The organism is Polaribacter sp. PL03 (genome assembly GCF_033875165.1).
Taxonomy (GTDB): domain Bacteria; phylum Bacteroidota; class Bacteroidia; order Flavobacteriales; family Flavobacteriaceae; genus Polaribacter.
In genome coordinates this window covers 223,033-242,450 of record NZ_JAWZSV010000005.1, presented here as the reverse complement: position 1 = coordinate 242,450, position 19,418 = coordinate 223,033, and the positions used below count along the sequence as shown (strand labels likewise).

The following is a 19,418-nucleotide window of genomic DNA, read 5'->3' as shown; positions in this document are numbered from 1 at the left end:
ATGAAAACAGTTCAATTCAGACAGGCAATTTGTGAAGCCATGAGTGAAGAAATGCGCAGAGATGAAAGCATTTATTTAATGGGTGAAGAAGTTGCAGAATACAACGGAGCTTATAAAGCTAGTAAAGGAATGTTAGACGAGTTTGGAGCAAAAAGAGTTATAGATACTCCTATTGCTGAACTTGGTTTTGCAGGTATTGCAATTGGTTCTGCTATGAATGGCTTAAGACCTATTGTAGAATACATGACGTTTAACTTCTCTTTGGTTGGAATTGATCAAATTATAAATAATGCTGCAAAGATTAGACAAATGTCTGGTGGACAACTTAATTGTCCTATTGTTTTTAGAGGACCTACAGCTTCTGCTGGTCAATTAGGAGCAACACACTCACAAGCATTTGAAAACTGGTTTGCAAACACACCCGGTTTAAAAGTTATTGTACCATCTAACCCATATGATGCTAAAGGTTTATTAAAAGCAGCTATTAGAGATGATGATCCCGTAATTTTTATGGAGTCTGAACAAATGTATGGTGACAAAATGGAAATTCCTGAGGGAGAATACATTATACCAATTGGAGTTGCAGATATTAAAAGAGAAGGAACAGATGTAACAATTGTTTCTTTTGGAAAAATCATCAAAGAAGCGTACAAAGCTGCAGATGAATTAGCTAAAGAAAATATTTCTGTTGAAATTATAGATTTAAGAACAGTACGTCCTATGGACCATGATGCTATCTTAACTTCTGTAAAGAAAACAAATAGATTGGTAGTTTTAGAAGAAGCGTGGCCTTTCGCAAGTGTTGCTTCAGAAATTACATATAGAATACAAGAAGAAGCTTTTGACTTTTTAGATGCACCAATTAAAAGAATTACAACTGCAGATACACCTGCACCATATTCTCCGGTATTGTTCGAAAAATGGCTTCCTAATTCTGATGATGTTATAAAAGCTGTAAAAGAAGTAATGTATTTATAATACATTATTAATAATATTTACCTAAAATCCTTTTTCCTTTTTATGGAAAAAGGATTTTATCGTTTAATAGATGTTATATTAATCGAAAACCATTGCGTAAATAGAATGTAAATTATATTGAAAAACTTAATAGATTTACTATTTTTGTACCAAGTTTAAAAGATAAATAAGAAATTTATGAGTCAAGAAAATAAAAAAACTTTCGATGTTTTAATTGAAATTCCAAAAGGAAGTAGAAATAAATATGAGTACGATTTTGATTTGAATAAAATTCGTTTTGACAGAATGTTATTCTCTTCTATGATGTATCCTGCAGATTACGGTTTTGTTCCAGAAACTTTAGCTTTAGATGATGACCCATTAGATGTTTTAGTTCTTGGTCACGAGCCAACTTTTCCAATGTGTGTTATTGAAGTAAAACCTATTGGTGTATTTCATATGACAGATGAAAAAGGACCAGATGAAAAAATTATTTGTGTGCCAATTTCAGATCCTATTTGGAATAATAAAAATGATATTTCAGATTTAAATCCTCATAGATTAAAAGAAATAGAACATTTCTTTAAAGTTTATAAAGATTTAGAAAAGAAAAAAGTAGACGTTGGTGGTTGGGGAGATGCTGAAGAAGCATACAAAATATTTGCAGAATCTGTAAAAAGATATGAAGAAAGCGACTACAAAAAAGTAGATCAATTTAAAATATAATTTTACTTTTAAAGTAAAAATTAAAAACTCTTTAAGAAATCTTAAAGAGTTTTTTTTTGCAATTATTTAAAAGGATTACAAAACACTTAATATTCACCAAAACCACTTTAATAATCATTGTCTCAAAATTTTATATAATTCATAATTTTAAGTCTAAAAAATATGAATATTGAATTTTTTTATACTTTAAATTGAATTTACTACATTTACATTCATTTTAAATTAATTCAAATAATATATAATTTATGGAGTCATTAATGATTTGGATGCCAATTGCAATGGCAGTATTAGGTTTAATCTATATGTGGGTTAAAAAATCTTGGGTAATGAAACAAGATGCAGGAGATGGTAAAATGAAAGAAATTTCAGATTATATCTACGAAGGTGCATTGGCTTTTTTAAGTGCAGAATACAAGTTATTAGCAATTTTTGTTGTTATAGTTAGTATTGCCTTAGCTGCAGTTTCTTTTATTGTACCTACAACTCATATTTTAATTGTAGTTGCTTTTATATTTGGCGCTGTTTTTTCTGCTTTTGCCGGAAATATAGGAATGAAAATTGCTACAAAAACAAACGTAAGAACCACACAAGCTGCAAAAACAAGTTTACCTAATGCTTTAAAAGTCTCTTTTGGAGGTGGAACAGTAATGGGACTTGGTGTTGCTGGTTTAGCTGTTTTAGGTTTAACAGCATTTTTTATCCTTTTTTATCAAAAATTTATGGGAGGAGTTTGGACTTCCACTGCAGATATGACTATAGTTTTAGAAACTTTAGCTGGCTTTTCTTTAGGTGCAGAATCAATTGCACTTTTTGCTAGAGTTGGTGGTGGAATTTATACGAAAGCCGCAGATGTAGGTGCAGATTTAGTTGGTAAAGTAGAAGCTGGTATTCCGGAAGATGACCCAAGAAACCCTGCTACAATTGCAGACAATGTTGGTGATAATGTTGGTGATGTTGCTGGTATGGGAGCAGATTTATTTGGTTCTTACGTTGCTACTGTTTTAGCTGCAATGGTCTTAGGAAACTACGTAATTAAAGATATGGGAGGAACTATTTCTGATGCTTTTGGAGGAATTGGACCAATCCTATTACCAATGTCTATTGCTGGTATAGGAATAATTATTTCTATTATTGGAACCATGTTGGTAAAAATAAACGATAATAATGCTAAAGAATCTCAGGTTATGGGAGCACTAAACAAAGGAAACTGGGTTTCTATTGGCTTGGTAGCTATAGCTTGTTATGTATTATGTAAATGGATGTTACCAGAAACAATGAAAATGGAATTCTTTGGTGAAGGTTTACAAGAAATATCATCTATGCGTGTTTTCTATGCAACCTTGGTTGGCCTGGTAGTTGGCGCAGTAATATCTGCTGTAACAGAATATTATACAGGTTTAGGAAAAGCTCCAATCTTAAAAATAGTACAACAATCTTCTACAGGAGCAGGAACAAATATTATTGCAGGTTTAGCAACAGGTATGATTTCTACATTTCCTTCTGTGCTATTATTTGCAGGTGCTATTTGGGCTTCTTATGCTTTTGCTGGTTTTTATGGTGTAGCATTAGCCGCTTCTGCTATGATGGCAACAACTGCAATGCAATTAGCTATCGATGCTTTTGGACCAATATCAGATAATGCTGGTGGAATTGCAGAAATGAGCGAGCAAGAACCAATTGTTAGAGAGCGTACAGATATTTTAGATTCTGTTGGTAACACAACAGCTGCAACGGGTAAAGGTTTTGCTATTGCTTCTGCTGCATTAACTTCTTTGGCTTTATTTGCTGCGTATGTAACTTTTACTGGAATCGACGGAATTAACATCTTTAAAGCACCAGTTTTAGCCATGTTATTTGTGGGTGGAATGATCCCTGTAGTCTTTTCTGCTTTAGCAATGAATGCTGTTGGTAAAGCTGCGATGGAAATGGTACAAGAAGTTAGAAGACAGTTTAAAGAAATTCCTGGAATTATGGAAGGAACCGGAAAACCTGAATATGATAAATGTGTAGCTATTTCTACCAAAGCATCTTTAAGAGAAATGATGCTTCCTGGTTTGTTAACAATCGGTTTCCCATTAATTATAGCTTTTGTTCCATTATTATTTGGAATGGAGAAATTAGCCATCGCAGAAATGTTAGGTGGTTATATGGCTGGTGTTACTGTATCTGGTGTTCTTTGGGCTATATTCCAAAACAATGCAGGTGGCGCATGGGACAATGCTAAAAAATCTTTTGAAGCTGGTGTAGAAATAGATGGTAAAATGACTTATAAAGGTTCTGAAGCTCATAAAGCTGCTGTTACTGGAGATACCGTTGGAGATCCTTTTAAAGATACTTCTGGTCCTTCCATGAATATTTTAATAAAACTTACTTGTTTAATAGGTTTGGTAATTGCACCTATTTTAGGTGGGCATTCTTCGGAAGTTAATAAAGCCTCAATTGTTAAAACAGAAGTTATTAGTAATTATGAGGGTATAAAAGGTGGTGAAAATATGAGTAATAAAACAGAAACCTCTGTAAAAATGCTTTCTAATGATTCTAATGGAAACATTACCGCAAATGTAGAAATTAGAAAAACTGTAAATAACAAAACCACTATTACTAAAAAAACAATAATAGGTTCTGAGGAAGAGGTTAGAGCACAATTAAAAGATATAGAAGGAATAAAAATTAAAATTAAAGATAAAAACTAATTTCTTATCATCTTAAAAAACTAAAAAGCTACAATAAAATGTGGCTTTTTTTTTGACTTTTTGTATATTGAAAATAAAAATGTCCTTTTTTAAAAAAGATCCTTTACAAATAATAGTTTACCAAAGTTATGGCACAAATAGCCACTTTTATATTAGAGGAAGAGCTTTACAAGATGAAAATATTAATCTAGAAAGAAGAAATATTTTTAGCTTATTCATAAATTCTTGGAAACGTTTCGAAAGTGACGAAGTTAAAAATACTTCTTTAACAATAACACTACCTAATAATTATAAAATAGAAACTATAACAAATAATGAAGGTTACTTTATTGTAGAAAAAAATATAGATAACCTCTCTAAATTAACAAATACAGAAGGTTGGTTAAACTTTGAAATATCTTATACAAATAGTAACCAAGGGAGAAAAATAAATAATAAAAACAGATTTTCTGGGGAGTTGTTAATTCCTTCTAAAAAAGCAGAATTTGGAGTTGCAAGTGATATAGACGATACTATTTTACATACAGGTGTAATTTCCAAGTTAAAATGGAGACTTTTAATAAACACCTTTTTTGTATCTCCCACTAAAAGAAAAGCACTCGTTGGTGCTTCTCATTTCTATAATTTACTGCACCTTGGTAAAACTGGTAAAAATGCAAACCCTATTTTCTACGTAAGTCATAGTCCCTGGAATTTGTACAACTACTTAGATCACTTTTTAAAAAACAATAACTTTCCTAAAGGTGCAATACTACTAAGAAGTGCTTCAAATATCTTTCAAAAAAAACCATTACAAGAAAAACCTCAAAAACAAAAAGAAATCATCAATATTTTAAAAACTTACCCAAACTTACCTATTATTTTAATTGGTGATGCTGGTGAACATGATGCAGATATTTATATAGAAATTGCTAAAAACTATCCAAATAGAATTAAAGCAATTTACCTGCGTAGTGTTCTTCATTCTAAAAAGATGAAAAGAATTGAACTACTTATTAAAAACTATACAAACACAGAGTTTATAATTGTACATTCTTCAAAGGAAGCCATACTACATGCAAAAAAACATAATTTTATAGCATAAAATCTAAGTTTTAAAAAACAACGTTATTATTACTTTTACACTTTCTAACTATTAAATAACTTTTAATATAGATTGATAAAAAATTAAAAATTGCTAACCAGCTTTAGAAGCTAAGAATTATCTTTTTAAAAGACTTAAAAACAACTCTCTATCAATTTCTTTTGCACCTAAACTTGCTAAATGTTCATTGTAGATCTGGCAATCTATCAATTCATATTTTTTATTTGTAGCTAAATGTATAAAAGCTACTTTAGAAGCATTGGAAACATTGCTAAACATACTTTCTCCACAGAAAATATTGTTTATTTCTAAACCATACAAACCGCCAACAAGTTCATTATTTAACCAAACTTCTATAGATTTTGCTACTCCTTTTTTATGCAGATTAATGTATGCTTGCTCCATATCATCTGTAATCCAAGTTCCAAAACCATCGCTTCTTTCAATATTTTTACAATTATAAATAACCTCTTCAAAAGCAGTATTTTCTGTAATTGTAAATTCTTTTTTATTGATAATTTTTCGCATCGATTTAGAAACCTTTATTTCATGAGGAAATAAAACCATTCTTTCAAACGGACAATACCAAACAATAGGATCATCTTCAGAAAACCAAGGGAAGATTCCGTTTTTGTACGCGTAAATTAATCGTTCTGCAGATAAATCTCCTCCTAAAGCAATAACACCTTCATCTGAAGTAAATTCATAGGGTGGAAATTCAATTTTATCTGTAAGCCAAATCATATTAAAAAATGCATATTAATTTAAAGCGAATTTACAGTTTTCTTAAAAAATAGTTAATCTAAAATTCTAATCTTATTTATTTAGATTTTGTTTCTATTTTTGTAAATTCACAAAAAAATATCTTCTTGGAAAAAAAGAAAAAAAAAAGAAAAAAGAGAACTGCATTTATTGGCAAAAGACTCCATAATTATTATGGTAGAACTGGCTTTTATATGTTTGTTTGGGAAAGCTTAAAAAAAGCTTTCTTACCTATCGTATTAGTTGTTTTAGGCTTATTTCTTTTCAACAAATACGTATATGACATTAATAATGGTTTAGAAACCATTACAGAAACCTTTTCTAAAACAGGTATTTTAATAACTTTCTTTATTTCGGAAACTATTTTAGGATTAATTCCGCCAGAAATTTTTATTGCTTGGACAAAAAAGACAGAAGACCCAATTTTAAATTTAGCAATTTTAGCTACGCTTTCTTATTCTGGTGGACTACTTACTTATTTTCTAGGAAAAATGACTTTAAAAATTGAGTCTATAAAAACCTACTTAGAAGTTAAGATGGCAGCAAATTTAAAAAACACCAAAAAATGGGGAGGTATTTTAATTTTAGTTGGCGCATTATTACCATTGCCTTTTTCTATTGCTTGTTTAGCAGCTGGTATGATAAAATATCCTTTTAGAAGCGTTGTTTTATTTGGTTTGTTTCGTTTTTTACGATTCGCAATTTATGCTTGGGCAATTTTTAAAGTAGTTACATAAAAAACTTACATTTGCATTATGGGATTAACAAATAACGATATTTTAAAGAAATTACGTGTTGCTCACAAATTACGTGACACAGACATTGTAGAAATCTGCGCATTAGTAGATTTTAAAGTTTCTAAAGGAGAATTAGGTGCTTTATTCAGAAATGAAGAGCATGAAAAATATGTAGAATGTGGAGATCAGATTTTACGTAATTTTTTAAACGGTTTGGTTATTCATTTACGTGGACCAATGCCAAAAAAAGGAGAAAAGAAGTAAACTTATTTTCTACTCGAAAAAAAAAACAGAATATTTTGCATAAATAAAAAGAGAGAATTCAGTAATGAATTCTCTCTTTTTATTTATGTGATTTTTATTCTTATTTAGAAAGGTAAATCATCTGGCTCTTCGTTAGATACGTTAGATGCTGGCTCAAATTGATCTACTGGAGGCAAGTTACTTGGCGCTCCTGTTTGAGATACATTTTCAACTCTCCATCCTTGTACAGAGTTAAAGTATTTAGCTTCACCTTGTGGGTTAATCCACTCTCTACCTCTTAAGTTGATAGAAACTTTTACATCTTGCCCAACTTTATAACTGTCTAACAAATCACATTTATCTTGCACAAATTCTATCATAATCATTTGTGGATATTGATCATCTGTTGTAACAACTAATTCTCTTTTTCTAAAACCGTTAGCTCCAAAAGTTTGTACATCTCCTATTAACTTAACTTTACCAATAACTTCCATAATATAATCTTAACTATTTAATTAAAAGCACTTTCCAAGCACTCTCTACATCATTCTTTTTTAAATACTCTTGCGCAAATGTATGTTTTTTTGTGGTTTCTAACCCAATAAATTGCGGATGTTCTTTCGCAAAGTTATTAACACTATCTTCTGTAGGTAGTTGTTCTATGTTACCTAACATACCTAAATTATTCCCTGTTAAAATAGTACTATTTCTAATTGAAGGCGCAATAACATCTACTCCAATACCTAAAGTAGAAATTGGTTTTGCTATTTCAAAGAAACCATCTCTAGCTCTTGTATAATAATTACCTCCTGCTCTTGCAACTAGATCTATTTTGTGTTGGTCTATCGTTCCGTTTTCATCTAAAACGTCTTCAGAAATATGAATTTTCACAACTTCACAAACTATTAAGTTCCCTGCTCCACCTTCATCACCTGTAAAAATAACATCGTTTACTTTACACTCAAATTGTACAGGAGATTCTGCCACTCTAAATGGCTTTATTTTATCAGACGGTAACATGGTAAAACCTGCTTTTTCAAACTCATTTACACCTTCTGCATACTCTGTAGAACTTAAAGACATTTGTTGTACAATATTATAATTTACAACATTTATAACCACTTCTTTGGTTGCCAAAGCATTTTCTAAAGTATGTTTTGTAGTATTATCTCGCACTCTTCTTGCAGGAGAAAAAATCATAATTGGCGGGTTTGCACCAAATACATTAAAAAAACTAAAAGGTGATAAATTAGGGTTTCCATCTGCATCAATTGTACTTGCAAACGCAATTGGCCTTGGCGCAATAGCACCTAATAAGTAACCGTGTAATTGTTGTGTAGAAATTTCTTTTGGATCTATAGTAAGCATTCTAAAATATTTTGTCTTGTAAAGATACTATCAAAATCACAAATGAGTTATATAAGGAAACCTTTATATTTGTTTTCATGAATTTTCTAACCAACACACTTTTATTTAAAAGAATTGCTGTTTTAATTTCCTTAATTATTGTTTCTTTAATTTTATGGAATACCTATATGTTTTTTCAGAAATTTAAAAACGAAGAAAGAGTTAAAATGGAAATTTTAGGAATCGCTCAAAAAGAACTTGCAAACGCAGACTTAAATTCTGACATTACTTTACAAGATAAAATTATTACAACCAATACTAATATTCCTTTAATTTTAGTAGATGATAAAGGAAATATTGAATCTTTTCAGAATTTAGACCCAATTAAATCTTTAGATTCAAAATACATAGAAGAACAATTGGAGAAAATGAAATTCGAAAACGCACCAATTGAGATTAGTTATAATGGTAATAACAAACAATTTATTTATTACCAAAACTCAGATTTACTAAACAGATTAACCTACTACCCTATTGCCTTAATTTTAATTTTATTCTTATTTCTAAGCGTCATTTATTTATTCTTTAACTCTAACAAAGCTGCAGAAACCAATAAATTATGGACGGGAATGGCAAAAGAAACTGCCCATCAAATTGGCACACCATTGTCTTCTCTATTAGGTTGGATTGCTATTTTAAAAATGGAAAAAGTTGACGATAAATACGTAGAAGAAATAGAAAAAGATGTTGCTAGACTTAATACAATTGCAAATCGCTTCTCTAAAATAGGATCTAAACCAGAACTAAAAAAAGAGAATATTGTTACAGTTACAAAACAAGCATTCGATTATTTAGAATCTAGAAGTTCTAAACAAATAACATTTCATTTTACAACTTCAGATAAAGAAATTCTTACCAATTTAAATACAGAGTTATTTGGTTGGGTAATAGAAAATCTTATAAAAAATGCAATAGATGCAATGCAAAGAGAAGGCTCTTTAAATTTAAATATAGAAAACACACCAAAAAAGTTAAAAATAACAGTTTCAGATACCGGAAAAGGAATGCCTAAAAAGTTGTTTAAACAAATTTTTACACCTGGTTTTACGACAAAAAAACGTGGTTGGGGTTTAGGTTTATCGCTTTCTAAACGTATTGTAGAAGATTACCATAAAGGAAAAATATTCGTACAAAAATCTGAAATAGGTAAAGGAACTACATTTCAAATTTTGTTAGATAAAATTTAATTTTAGAAGCTATTTCCTGCTTTCACTACTCGCTTTTTTCGTTCCTCAAAAGAGCTCAAACACACCGTTCAATCAGGGCTAAACTTGTTTGCAAACTATTTAGATAAGTAAAATGATTCTATTACTAATTTATAGATTCCAAAAACCAGAATTACACCTATTAACAACCAATAAAATCTTTGCTTTTTATCTACTTTTACAATTTTCTCTTCTAATAATTTATTATTATTTTTTAATTCAAGCTTAATCTCACTTTCACCAAATTGCTTGTATTTAGATTCTAATATTAAATTATTTGAATTCAGGTTTATTTTATGTTTAATTCCAGAAAAAGAAAACTTTTTAGAAATCGTTTTTCCATTTAGTAAAACACTTTCAACACCAAAAGCAGAATTTAAAAATTCTATTTTGTTAGATTCTATATTAAATTCTGCATATTTCATATTAAATTTAAGATACTTTTAGTATTCATAATTTTTATTAAAAATTCTTAGCAATACTTTCTGCCAAAGCAACAAACTCATCATTTGTTAAGGTTACTTTTTTAGCAAACTGAATATCTGCCATTTCATTTAAAGGAATTAAATGCACATGCACATGAGGTACTTCTAAACCAATTACACTTAAACCAACTCTTTTACAAGGCACTGCTTTTTCTAGTGCTTTTGCAACAGTATAAGAAAAATCCATTAAATCTTTATAGGCATCTCTAGATAAGTCGAAAAGCTTGTTTTCTTCTTTTTTAGGAACCACTAAAGTATGCCCTTTTGCATTCGGATTAATATCTAAAAAAGCAATAAAATTATCATTTTCTGCTACTTTATAACTTGGTATTTCCCCTGTAATTATTTTTGTAAAAATGCTCATAAGTAATTATTAACGTATAGTTGATAGTAAATATAAAAAAGAATTCGGGTTTCGACATAGCCAAAACCCGAATTTATAATAAATTCTTGTAGAATAATCTACTTTATTTTAATCTCTAGAAATGCTCATAACCTCAAACTTCATAATTCCGCTAGGAACTTGAATCTCTGCAACATCACCAACCTCTTTACCTAATAAACCTTTACCAATTGGCGAGTTTACAGACAATTTACCATTTCTAACATCAGTTTCAGAATCTGCAACCAATCTATATTTAAACTCCATTCCGTTTGTTGAATTTTTAATAACAACACTAGAATGAATTAAAACTTTAGACGTATCTAACTGAGATTCATCTAAAATACGTGCATTAGAAATTACATTTTTTAATTTTGCAATTTTAAATTCTAAATGAGATTGCTCTTCTTTTGCCGCATGATATTCAGCATTTTCACTTAAATCTCCTTTGTCTCTTGCATCTGCAATTTCTGTAGTTACTCTTGGTCTTTCTACTTGTTCTAATTGAACCAATTCTGCTTTTAATTTCTTTAAGCCTTCTGCAGAATAATATGATATTTCACTCATGATGTTTAAATTTAAAAATCCCATTGCCTTTTCAGGAATGAGATTGTCTTACAAATGTACAAAATATTTGTAACTTGCCATCGTTATTAAGATAACAAAGATAATTTTATGATTAAAAAAGTGTTTTTATTTATTTGTACTCTTAGTGTTTTAAGCTGTGTAGATAACGATATTCCTGCTAATTGCTTAAGACCTTTTTCTGTATCTATAAGTACAGATTTAAACAATCCTCAACTAATTAATGTACAAACACCTGGTGGTTCTGTAGAGCTTTCTGGTGGCGCTAAAGGAATTATACTTTTAAATGTTAATGGATCTGATTTTGTTGCTTATGACAGAGTTTGCCCACAAGGAGATTGCAACTCGTCTATGATTTACGACAGATTAAACAGGCCTAATATTTTAAAATGTTCTTGCGACGGAAGCGAATATGGTTTAGGATTAGGTATTGGAGGAGCACCCCAAACCGAAGGTTTCTTATGTTCTGCAATCGAATATAAAGTTTCTAAAAATGGTTCTGCAATTAGAATCAGTAATTTTTAGTGAAAGTGATTTGAGTTGTGTATTTTTGCTGAAACACAACAACTTTTAAGGTGAAAAACTATTACTCTTCAGATTTTAAATTAGGTATTCTTGGTGGTGGTCAATTAGGAAGAATGCTTTTAGCAGAAACACAAAAATTAGACATTCATACTTCTATTTTAGAAACTAATAAAAATGCACCTTGTGCAGAAATTTGCAATACTTTTATTGTTGGAGATTTATTAGATTTTAATACTGTTTACAACTTCGGAAAAACAGTAGATTTACTTACCATAGAAATAGAAAATGTAAATTTAGATGCATTAGATAAATTAGAAGATGAAGGTCTTACGATTTATCCAAAACCAAAAGATTTAAGAATTATTCAAAGTAAAGCCAGACAGAAAAATTTCTATATAGATCATCAAATACCTACAGCAGAATTTTCTCATTATGCATATTTAGAAGAACTAATACATTCATTCGAAAACGATATTATTCAGTTTCCTTTTGTTTGGAAAGCTGCTCGTTTTGGTTATGATGGTAATGGTGTAAAAATTGTAAGAAATATAGAAGATTTAGAAAGTTTACCAAATGTAGAATGTATTACAGAAAAACTAATTCCTTTTAAAAATGAATTAGCTGTAATAGTAGCAAGAAATGCAAACGGATCTGTAAAAACATATCCTGTTGTAGAAATGGAGTTTCACCCAGAAGCAAACCAGGTAGAATACGTAATTTGTCCTGCAAGAATACACTCTAAAGTTGCAGAAAGAGCAAGAGAAGTTGCATTAAAAGTAGTAAGTGATTTAGATTTTGTAGGTTTATTAGCTGTTGAAATGTTTCAAACTACAGATGATAAAATCTTAGTAAATGAAGTTGCTCCAAGGCCTCATAATTCTGGTCATTATTCTATAGAAGCAAGTTATACCAATCAATTCGAACAACATATACGTTCAATTTTAAACCTACCTTTAGGAAACACAGACAGTAAAGTAGCTGGTATTATGGTAAATTTGGTTGGTGAAGAAGGCTTTTCTGGCGATGTAATTTATCAAAATATAGAAGAAATATTAAAAATTGATGGTGTTACACCTCATATCTATGGCAAAAAAGAAACAAGACCGTTTAGAAAAATGGGTCATGTTACTATTGTAAATTCAAATATTGATATGGCAAGAGAAGTTGCACAAAAAGTAAAAGAAACAATTAGAGTTATAAGTAAATAATTATGGTAGGAATAATAATGGGAAGTGATTCTGATCTTCCAATAATGCAAGAAGCAATAGATATTTTAGAGAGTTTTAATATTGAAATAGAAGTTGATATTGTATCTGCTCACAGAACTCCAGAGAAATTAGTAGATTATTCTAAAAACGCACACAAAAGAGGTATTAAAGTAATTATTGCAGGTGCTGGTGGCGCAGCTCATTTACCAGGAATGGTAGCTTCTATGAGTCCGTTACCAATTATTGGTGTTCCTGTAAAAAGTAGAAATTCTATAGATGGTTGGGATTCTGTTTTATCTATTTTACAAATGCCTGGTGGTGTACCTGTTGCTACTGTTGCATTAGATGGTGCAAAAAACGCAGGTATTTTAGCGGCTCAAATTATTGGTGCTTCAGACAAAGTTATTTTAGATAAAATTATAGCTTACAAAGAAGATTTAAAGCTAAAAGTTGAGCAAGCTTCTAAAAGAGTTAGAAAATAAAAATATTAAAAAATACTGATTGCTAATTAGCAATCAGTATTTTTTTTGTCAAATTTGTATTATTAATTAAAGTAGTATTTACTATATATATTCCTGTTTTTAAATTAGAAACATTTTTTACATCATTCCCTAAAAAAGATTTCACTTTTCTTCCTTGAATGGTATATAAAGTAACTTCTTTAATGTTGTCTACATCAAAATCATATGCTACGATTAATTCTTTTGCCCCATCTACATAAACTGTAAAATCTTTAGAATCTATTTCTTCTACTAATAAAGATTCTTTACCTGTTTTCTGTGTAGCTCTATTCTTCTTTTTTGTATATATAATTTTAAATCTTGTATTATTTTCTCCAATAGTATCAATATTAAAAGTATACCCTCTTTGTCTTAAATCTACCGTTTTCTTAGCTTCTTTATCTCTTAAATAGATATAATAATCTTCGTCTATAGATTCATCCTGTATTGCAATAGAATACGTTCCTATTTCGTCAACAATAAAACCTACTTTAACTACTTTTTTATCTCTTTTTAAAGTTGATAAACCTTGTATAGATACTTTTTTAGTTCCTTTTACCAAAGTATAAAAACCTAAAGAAGTTTGATTGATATCGAAAGGTGCATCATACAATCTATCGTATCTATTTGTTGCTCCATTTAAGAAACCTACTAACATTGTGTTTGTTTTGTTTCCTTTATTAAATGTAAACCAAGATCTACCTTCTTTTTTAGAAATAGTTTTAGCTTGGTCTGTTTTGTAAAATTGTGTGTTATTTGCAACAATTTGGTGTGTCGTTTTAAAAGTAATACTACTATTAGCAGTTGTTCTAACAAAAAAACCTTGACCAGAACCAATTTTACCTGTTGTAGTATTGCTCATACCACCAGTAGCATTGTATTGTAAATAATCCGACACATTGTTATCTCCTACTTCTGCTGTATTTTGATTCCATAAATAAACCGTACCGTCAATATCAGCATTATCAGTATCTGCACTTATCAAATCCCAATCTATTGCAGAAGCATAAGGATTACCAACTAAGTTATCTCCTTCTGTAGACCAGACATTACTTGCATCTGTACTTGCTATGTTTGATGTTGCAAAAACATTTACAACAACGTCTCCTTCATTAATTTTACCGTTAAAAGTTCTTAATTGCCCACCTAAACCTTCATTTTGTACTGCATAACCAACACCTGTATTAAAGTTTGATTTTCCATGAAAAGCCCAGTCTGAACTAGTACTGCTTGCATCAAATCTATAGATTAATTCTGCATCTGAAAAAACAGTAGCAATATTAGAATCTGCTGCAATTACAGGAGAGCTCCAATAAGAATAAAAATCATTACCAGCATATACAGGTGTTGCTCTCTTTATATTAAATTTACCAGAACCTGCAATTACGGCGCTACAAGAGTTAAAAATAATAGCTCCTCCATCTTCAACAGTAATTGTTCCGTTATTAGTTAAACCATAAAATACATTTAGAGTTCCTCCTGCTTTTACAGTAAATTCTGCACCAGCATTTACTGTTAATCTTCCTATTTTAACCTCTGTACTTATTTCTGGCTGATTAGAGCCATTACTTATAACTACTGTTTGAGTTTTGGTAACTACTGGTGAAGTACCAGACCAATTAGCATTGTTAGAAAAATCTATAGACGCACCACCATTCCATGTATAAGATGTTCCACTTCCATTTGCTGTAGCGGTTGCACCAATTATTGCAGATCCATTAGCTTCATATTTTATTTGATCGCCATCTTGGTAAGCAACCAAACTAGTTCCAGAAGTTAAATAAGTAGATTTATTCGTATTTATTTGAGCTTCTGTTCTTGCAACATTCCAAATTCTTAATAAAGATATATTTCCATTAAAATTATTAGTATTTCCATCATTACCAGAAAATGTACCATTGTAAGTTCCAACTCCACTTCCACCCCAATTAGCATCTGTCAAGCTTGTTGGGTATCTTACTACACCACCATTTCTTGCAATTGAGATATTACCAGAATGATTGCTTATCTGTAAACCATCTTGTACATCTTTTTCCACACCATCTAAATACCATCTAAAAGTAATATCTGGCGAAGCTGTATCTTCTACAGTAAATGCAATATGCATCCATTTATCTGATGTTATATCTCCAATAGCAGACCTAAAAAAACGTCTTCTTGTTGCGTTGTCTGCGTTATTTCTATAACCACCTAAATAAATTCTACTACCTTCTATATAAATTAAGATTGCGTTAACCTGCGCTCCTTCTTCATACAAAACCTGTCTTGTAGTTATATCTGAAGTTTTAAACCACATCTCTATAGTTCTGTTTCTTGTGTTCTGTATATTAATAGCATCCGTATTAGGAATTGTAATATAATCATCTGTCCCATTTCCTGTAAAACCTGCTGAACAAGGTATTTGTGCTCCTATAATCTGAGTTAGAAAAATAAATAAGAATAGTAAGTGTTTTTTCATAATTTTTATTTTTATGTGGGTGCTAATCACACTATTACAAAACAAACATAATACCAATGTCTAATAAAACTAAGTAAATTTCGTCTAATCAACAAAATATGTCGTTAAAGCGAAAAAGATAATTATATAAATGATAAAACTTATAGAATCTTTATCTTTGAATATTAAATAAAATTAAATGAATCCACTTTTACAAGATTTTAAAACACCTCCTTTTTCTAAAATTTCTAATGAAGACTACAAACCTGCAATTAAAAAAGGGATTGAAATAGCAAAAGCAGAAATTGATGAAATTATAAATAATTCTGAAAAACCAACTTTTGAAAACACAACTGTTGCTTTAGATTTTTCTGGTGAAAAGTTAAATAAAATTACTAGCATATTCTTTAACTTAAATTCAGCTGAAACAAATGATGAAATTCAGAAAATAGCACAAGAAGTTTCTCCTTGGTTAAGTGAATTTGGAAATGATATTACTTTAAACGAAGACTTATTTAAAAGAGTTAAAGCTGTTTTTAATACTAAAGATAGTTTAGATTTAACTCCAGAGCAAACAATGCTTTTAGACAAGCAATACAAAAGTTTTGCTAGAAACGGAGCTAATTTAAGTGAAGAAGACAAAAGTAAACTTAGAGAAATAGATGCGAAACTATCTAAGCTATCTTTAAAGTTTGGTGAAAATGTATTGGCAGAAACCAATGCTTTTGAAATGCATTTAACAGATGAAAAAGAGCTAGCAGGTTTACCCGAAAGCGAAAAAGAAGCTGCTAAAGAAGTTGCTAAATCGAAAGATAAAGAAGGTTATATTTTTACATTAGATTACCCAAGTTACATTCCGTTTTTAACTTATGCAGACAATAGAGAGTTGCGTAAAAAAATGGCAATTGCAGCTGGTAAAAAGGGATTTCAGGATAATAAATTTAACAACGAAAAAGTTGTTCTAGAAATTGTAAATCTCCGTCATAAAAGAGCAAATTTACTAAGTTATAAAACACATGCTCATTTTGTTTTAGAAGAAAGAATGGCAGAAACGCCAGAAAAAGTTATTGAATTCTCTAATAACTTATTAGACAAAGCAAAACCTGCTGCTTTAAAAGAATTTAAGAACTTAGAAAACTACGCTAAGAAACTAGACGGAATAGAGCAACTAGAAAAATGGGATGGCGCTTATTATTCTGAAAAACTAAAGAAAGAACTATTCGATTTAGACCAAGAGTTATTAAAACCTTATTTTAAATTAGAAAATGTAATAGCTGGGGTTTTTGAAATTGCAAGTAAATTATTTGACTTACAGTTTGAAGAAGTTTCTAACATCGATAAGTACCATGAAGATGTAAAAACATACAATGTAACAGACATAAACGGAAACTTTGTTTCTGTCTTTTATGCCGATTTTCACCCAAGAAAAGGCAAAAGAAATGGAGCGTGGATGACTTCATATAAATCACAACAAATTAAAAACGGAATTAACGAAAGACCACAGGTTTCTATTGTTTGTAATTTTACAAAACCTACAGAAACGAAACCGTCTTTATTAACGTTTAATGAAGTTACTACTTTATTTCATGAATTTGGTCATGCCCTTCACGGTATGTTGGCAAATACAACCTATAATAGCTTGTCTGGAACCTCTGTATCTTGGGATTTTGTAGAATTACCAAGTCAGGTTTTAGAAAACTGGTGTTTCGAAAAAGAAGCATTAGAATTGTTTGCCAAACATTACGAAACTGGTGAAGTTATTCCGATGAAATATGTAGAGAAAATTAAAGAATCTGCAAGTTTTCATGAAGGAATGCAAACATTAAGACAACTTAGTTTTGGCTTATTAGATATGCAATGGCATGGGCAAGATCCTTCTGCAATTAAATCTGTAAAAGAATTTGAAAACAATGCTTTTGCTGAAACTAAACTATACCCAGATGTAGCAGAAAATGTAATGAGTACTGCTTTTTCTCATATTTTTCAAGGAGGTTATTCTGCTGGTTATTATTCTTATAAATGGGCAGAAGTTTTAGATGCTGATGCTTTTGAATATTTCTTAGAAGAGGGAATTTTTAATAAAGAAGTAGCTACAAAATTTAAAGAAAATGTTTTATCTAAAGGAGGTACAGAAAAACCTATGGTCTTATACAAACGTTTTAGAGGAAAAGAACCAAAACCAGACGCTTTATTAAAAAGAGCTGGTTTAATTTAAGAATTAACAGATATTTCTATTAAATCGATTTTTCAATGATTATTTTTATCAGATGAAAAATCGATTTTTTTTAGTTTTATTTTTTACTTCCTTTTTATCTTTTACTCAGATTACTGTTACAGGAACTGTTTCCGAGAAAAACAATCCTTTAGAAGGAGCTGCTGTATATTTTAACAATACAATGGTTGGAACAACTACAGACTCTAATGGTAAGTTTTCAATACAAATAAAAGAAGGTAAATATGAATTGATTGTTTCTTATTTGGGCTACAAAAAAATTATTTACAACCTTAATACATCAACATATAAAAAACCTTTAGGCTTTTCTTTAGAAGAAGAAAATAATATGTTAAACGAAATTGTAATAAAAAAAACAGTTTATGATGATGATTGGAAATATAATTTAACTCGATTTAAAAGAGAATTTATTGGCACAACAGCTATCGCTAAAGAATGTAAAATCTTAAATCCAGAAGTTTTACATTTCGATTTTAGTGCAAAGAATAATGTACTAGTTGCTTACGCAAGAAAGCCGTTAGAAATAATGCACAAGCGTTTAGGCTATAAGATAACGTATGATTTAGAGCAATTTATAATTAACAAAAACAGTGTTACTTACTTAGGTTACTCTAGGTACAAAAACTTAAAAGGTAGTAAAAGAAAACAACGTAAATGGAATGCAAAACGTTTAGAAACATATAACGGTTCTTTTTTTCACTTTTATCAATCTTTATTAAAAAACACTACTTATAAAGATGGTTTTTTAATTCATCAATTTAAAAGAGTTAAAAACCCAGAAAGACCTAGTGAGAAAAAAATAAAGAACGCTAGAGAACTTGTTCGATTAAATAGATCTAAAATTAATTTTTTTACAGAGATAGACAATCCTAAAACTCCTTTAGACTCTGCTTTAGTTGTTTTAAAGAAAGCTAAAATGCCAAAATTTAAAGATTATTTATACAAATCTAAAGTTCCTGCCAATGAAATTATTATTACTAAAAAAGGTGTTTCTTATCTTAGTTTTGATAATAATATAAGTGTAGTTTATACAAATGAGCTAGAAGAAGAAGGTTATATTTTAAGAAATCAATTTAGCAAATTAAGAGAAGCATTACCACAAACCTCTTCTATAATTCCGCTAAAATCTGCTACAGAAATAGATGAAAATGGTACTTTAGTAAGCCCTTTAGATGTTTTTTATGAAGGATATTGGTCTTATGAAAAGTTTGCTAATTCGTTACCGTTAGACTACGTTCCTATTAAATAA

19 protein-coding genes are annotated in these 19,418 nt (G+C 29.9%); 12 read left to right on the top strand and 7 right to left on the bottom strand.

Annotation, left to right across the window (positions count from 1 at the left end):
- The 4 genes from SHK09_RS12265 (at position 1) to SHK09_RS12250 (ending at position 5,460) form a co-directional block, all read left to right on the top strand.
- Complete coding sequence (locus tag SHK09_RS12265) at positions 1–978, top strand: pyruvate dehydrogenase complex E1 component subunit beta (RefSeq protein WP_319811074.1); 978 nt, start codon at positions 1–3, stop codon at positions 976–978.
- A 177-nt stretch (positions 979–1,155) separates the two neighbouring features.
- A complete protein-coding gene (locus SHK09_RS12260) occupies positions 1,156–1,683 on the top strand; it encodes an inorganic diphosphatase (protein ID WP_319811073.1) in 528 nt (175 codons plus the stop codon).
- A 245-nt stretch (positions 1,684–1,928) separates the two neighbouring features.
- Positions 1,929–4,376: a sodium-translocating pyrophosphatase gene (locus SHK09_RS12255; RefSeq protein WP_319811072.1), complete on the top strand. Its 2,448-nt coding sequence runs from the start codon at positions 1,929–1,931 to the stop codon at positions 4,374–4,376.
- A gap of 79 nt (positions 4,377–4,455) precedes the next feature.
- Positions 4,456–5,460, top strand: coding sequence for an App1 family protein (locus SHK09_RS12250; RefSeq protein WP_319811071.1), 1,005 nt, complete (start codon positions 4,456–4,458; stop codon positions 5,458–5,460).
- A 117-nt stretch (positions 5,461–5,577) separates the two neighbouring features.
- Here the strand turns inward: SHK09_RS12250 and aat are convergent, their stop codons facing one another.
- Complete coding sequence (gene aat / locus SHK09_RS12245) at positions 5,578–6,204, bottom strand: leucyl/phenylalanyl-tRNA--protein transferase (RefSeq protein ID WP_319811070.1); 627 nt, start codon at positions 6,202–6,204, stop codon at positions 5,578–5,580.
- Positions 6,205–6,329: 125 nt separating this feature from the next.
- Between aat and SHK09_RS12240 the strand changes: the two genes are divergently transcribed.
- Both SHK09_RS12240 and SHK09_RS12235 read left to right on the top strand, forming a co-directional pair.
- On the top strand, positions 6,330–6,959 hold the full coding sequence (locus SHK09_RS12240; RefSeq protein ID WP_319811069.1) for a short-chain dehydrogenase: 630 nt from the start codon (positions 6,330–6,332) through the stop codon (positions 6,957–6,959).
- A gap of 18 nt (positions 6,960–6,977) precedes the next feature.
- Entirely contained in the window at positions 6,978–7,223 is a 246-nt protein-coding gene (locus tag SHK09_RS12235; RefSeq protein WP_100947201.1) for a DUF1456 family protein, read from the top strand.
- A 104-nt stretch (positions 7,224–7,327) separates the two neighbouring features.
- On the opposite strand, the gene SHK09_RS12230 is transcribed toward SHK09_RS12235, so the two are convergent.
- Together SHK09_RS12230 and SHK09_RS12225 are read right to left on the bottom strand one after the other, a co-directional pair.
- Positions 7,328–7,696, bottom strand: coding sequence for a DUF3127 domain-containing protein (locus SHK09_RS12230; protein WP_319811068.1), 369 nt, complete (start codon positions 7,694–7,696; stop codon positions 7,328–7,330).
- A 13-nt stretch (positions 7,697–7,709) separates the two neighbouring features.
- Complete coding sequence (locus SHK09_RS12225; protein WP_319811067.1) at positions 7,710–8,570, bottom strand: flavin reductase family protein; 861 nt, start codon at positions 8,568–8,570, stop codon at positions 7,710–7,712.
- 77 nt (positions 8,571–8,647) lie between these two features.
- Here SHK09_RS12225 and SHK09_RS12220 point away from each other — a divergent pair, with 77 nt between their 5' ends.
- The gene (locus tag SHK09_RS12220) at positions 8,648–9,796 is read left to right on the top strand and encodes a HAMP domain-containing sensor histidine kinase (protein ID WP_319811066.1); all 1,149 of its coding nucleotides are present in this window, start codon (positions 8,648–8,650) and stop codon (positions 9,794–9,796) included.
- Between the two features lie 95 nt (positions 9,797–9,891).
- On the opposite strand, the gene SHK09_RS12215 is transcribed toward SHK09_RS12220, so the two are convergent.
- The 3 genes from SHK09_RS12215 to greA all read right to left on the bottom strand — a co-directional run bounded on the left by SHK09_RS12215 (position 9,892) and on the right by greA (position 11,248).
- Entirely contained in the window at positions 9,892–10,239 is a 348-nt protein-coding gene (locus SHK09_RS12215) for a hypothetical protein (RefSeq protein WP_319811065.1), read from the bottom strand.
- Positions 10,240–10,276: 37 nt separating this feature from the next.
- On the bottom strand, positions 10,277–10,663 hold the full coding sequence (locus SHK09_RS12210) for an HIT family protein (RefSeq protein ID WP_319811064.1): 387 nt from the start codon (positions 10,661–10,663) through the stop codon (positions 10,277–10,279).
- 108 nt (positions 10,664–10,771) lie between these two features.
- A complete protein-coding gene (greA, locus tag SHK09_RS12205) occupies positions 10,772–11,248 on the bottom strand; it encodes a transcription elongation factor GreA (RefSeq protein WP_319811063.1) in 477 nt (158 codons plus the stop codon).
- Between the two features lie 108 nt (positions 11,249–11,356).
- Between greA and SHK09_RS12200 the strand changes: the two genes are divergently transcribed.
- The 3 genes from SHK09_RS12200 to purE are packed head-to-tail and all read left to right on the top strand — an operon-like array spanning position 11,357 to position 13,481.
- On the top strand, positions 11,357–11,791 hold the full coding sequence (locus tag SHK09_RS12200; RefSeq protein ID WP_319811062.1) for a phosphoribosylaminoimidazole carboxylase: 435 nt from the start codon (positions 11,357–11,359) through the stop codon (positions 11,789–11,791).
- Positions 11,792–11,841: 50 nt separating this feature from the next.
- Positions 11,842–12,999 carry a 5-(carboxyamino)imidazole ribonucleotide synthase gene (locus SHK09_RS12195; protein WP_319811061.1) on the top strand — a complete coding sequence of 386 codons (1,158 nt, stop codon included), beginning with the start codon at positions 11,842–11,844 and terminating at the stop codon, positions 12,997–12,999.
- Positions 13,000–13,001: 2 nt separating this feature from the next.
- Positions 13,002–13,481: a 5-(carboxyamino)imidazole ribonucleotide mutase gene (gene purE / locus SHK09_RS12190; RefSeq protein ID WP_319811060.1), complete on the top strand. Its 480-nt coding sequence runs from the start codon at positions 13,002–13,004 to the stop codon at positions 13,479–13,481.
- A gap of 22 nt (positions 13,482–13,503) precedes the next feature.
- Here purE and SHK09_RS12185 read toward each other — a convergent pair whose 3' ends face one another.
- A complete protein-coding gene (locus SHK09_RS12185; RefSeq protein WP_319811059.1) occupies positions 13,504–15,957 on the bottom strand; it encodes a LamG-like jellyroll fold domain-containing protein in 2,454 nt (817 codons plus the stop codon).
- Between the two features lie 178 nt (positions 15,958–16,135).
- On the opposite strand from SHK09_RS12185, the gene SHK09_RS12180 reads away from it, so the two are divergent.
- Together SHK09_RS12180 and SHK09_RS12175 are read left to right on the top strand one after the other, a co-directional pair.
- Positions 16,136–18,151 carry a M3 family metallopeptidase gene (locus SHK09_RS12180; RefSeq protein ID WP_319811058.1) on the top strand — a complete coding sequence of 672 codons (2,016 nt, stop codon included), beginning with the start codon at positions 16,136–16,138 and terminating at the stop codon, positions 18,149–18,151.
- Positions 18,152–18,203: 52 nt separating this feature from the next.
- Positions 18,204–19,418 carry a carboxypeptidase-like regulatory domain-containing protein gene (locus SHK09_RS12175; RefSeq protein WP_319811057.1) on the top strand — a complete coding sequence of 405 codons (1,215 nt, stop codon included), beginning with the start codon at positions 18,204–18,206 and terminating at the stop codon, positions 19,416–19,418.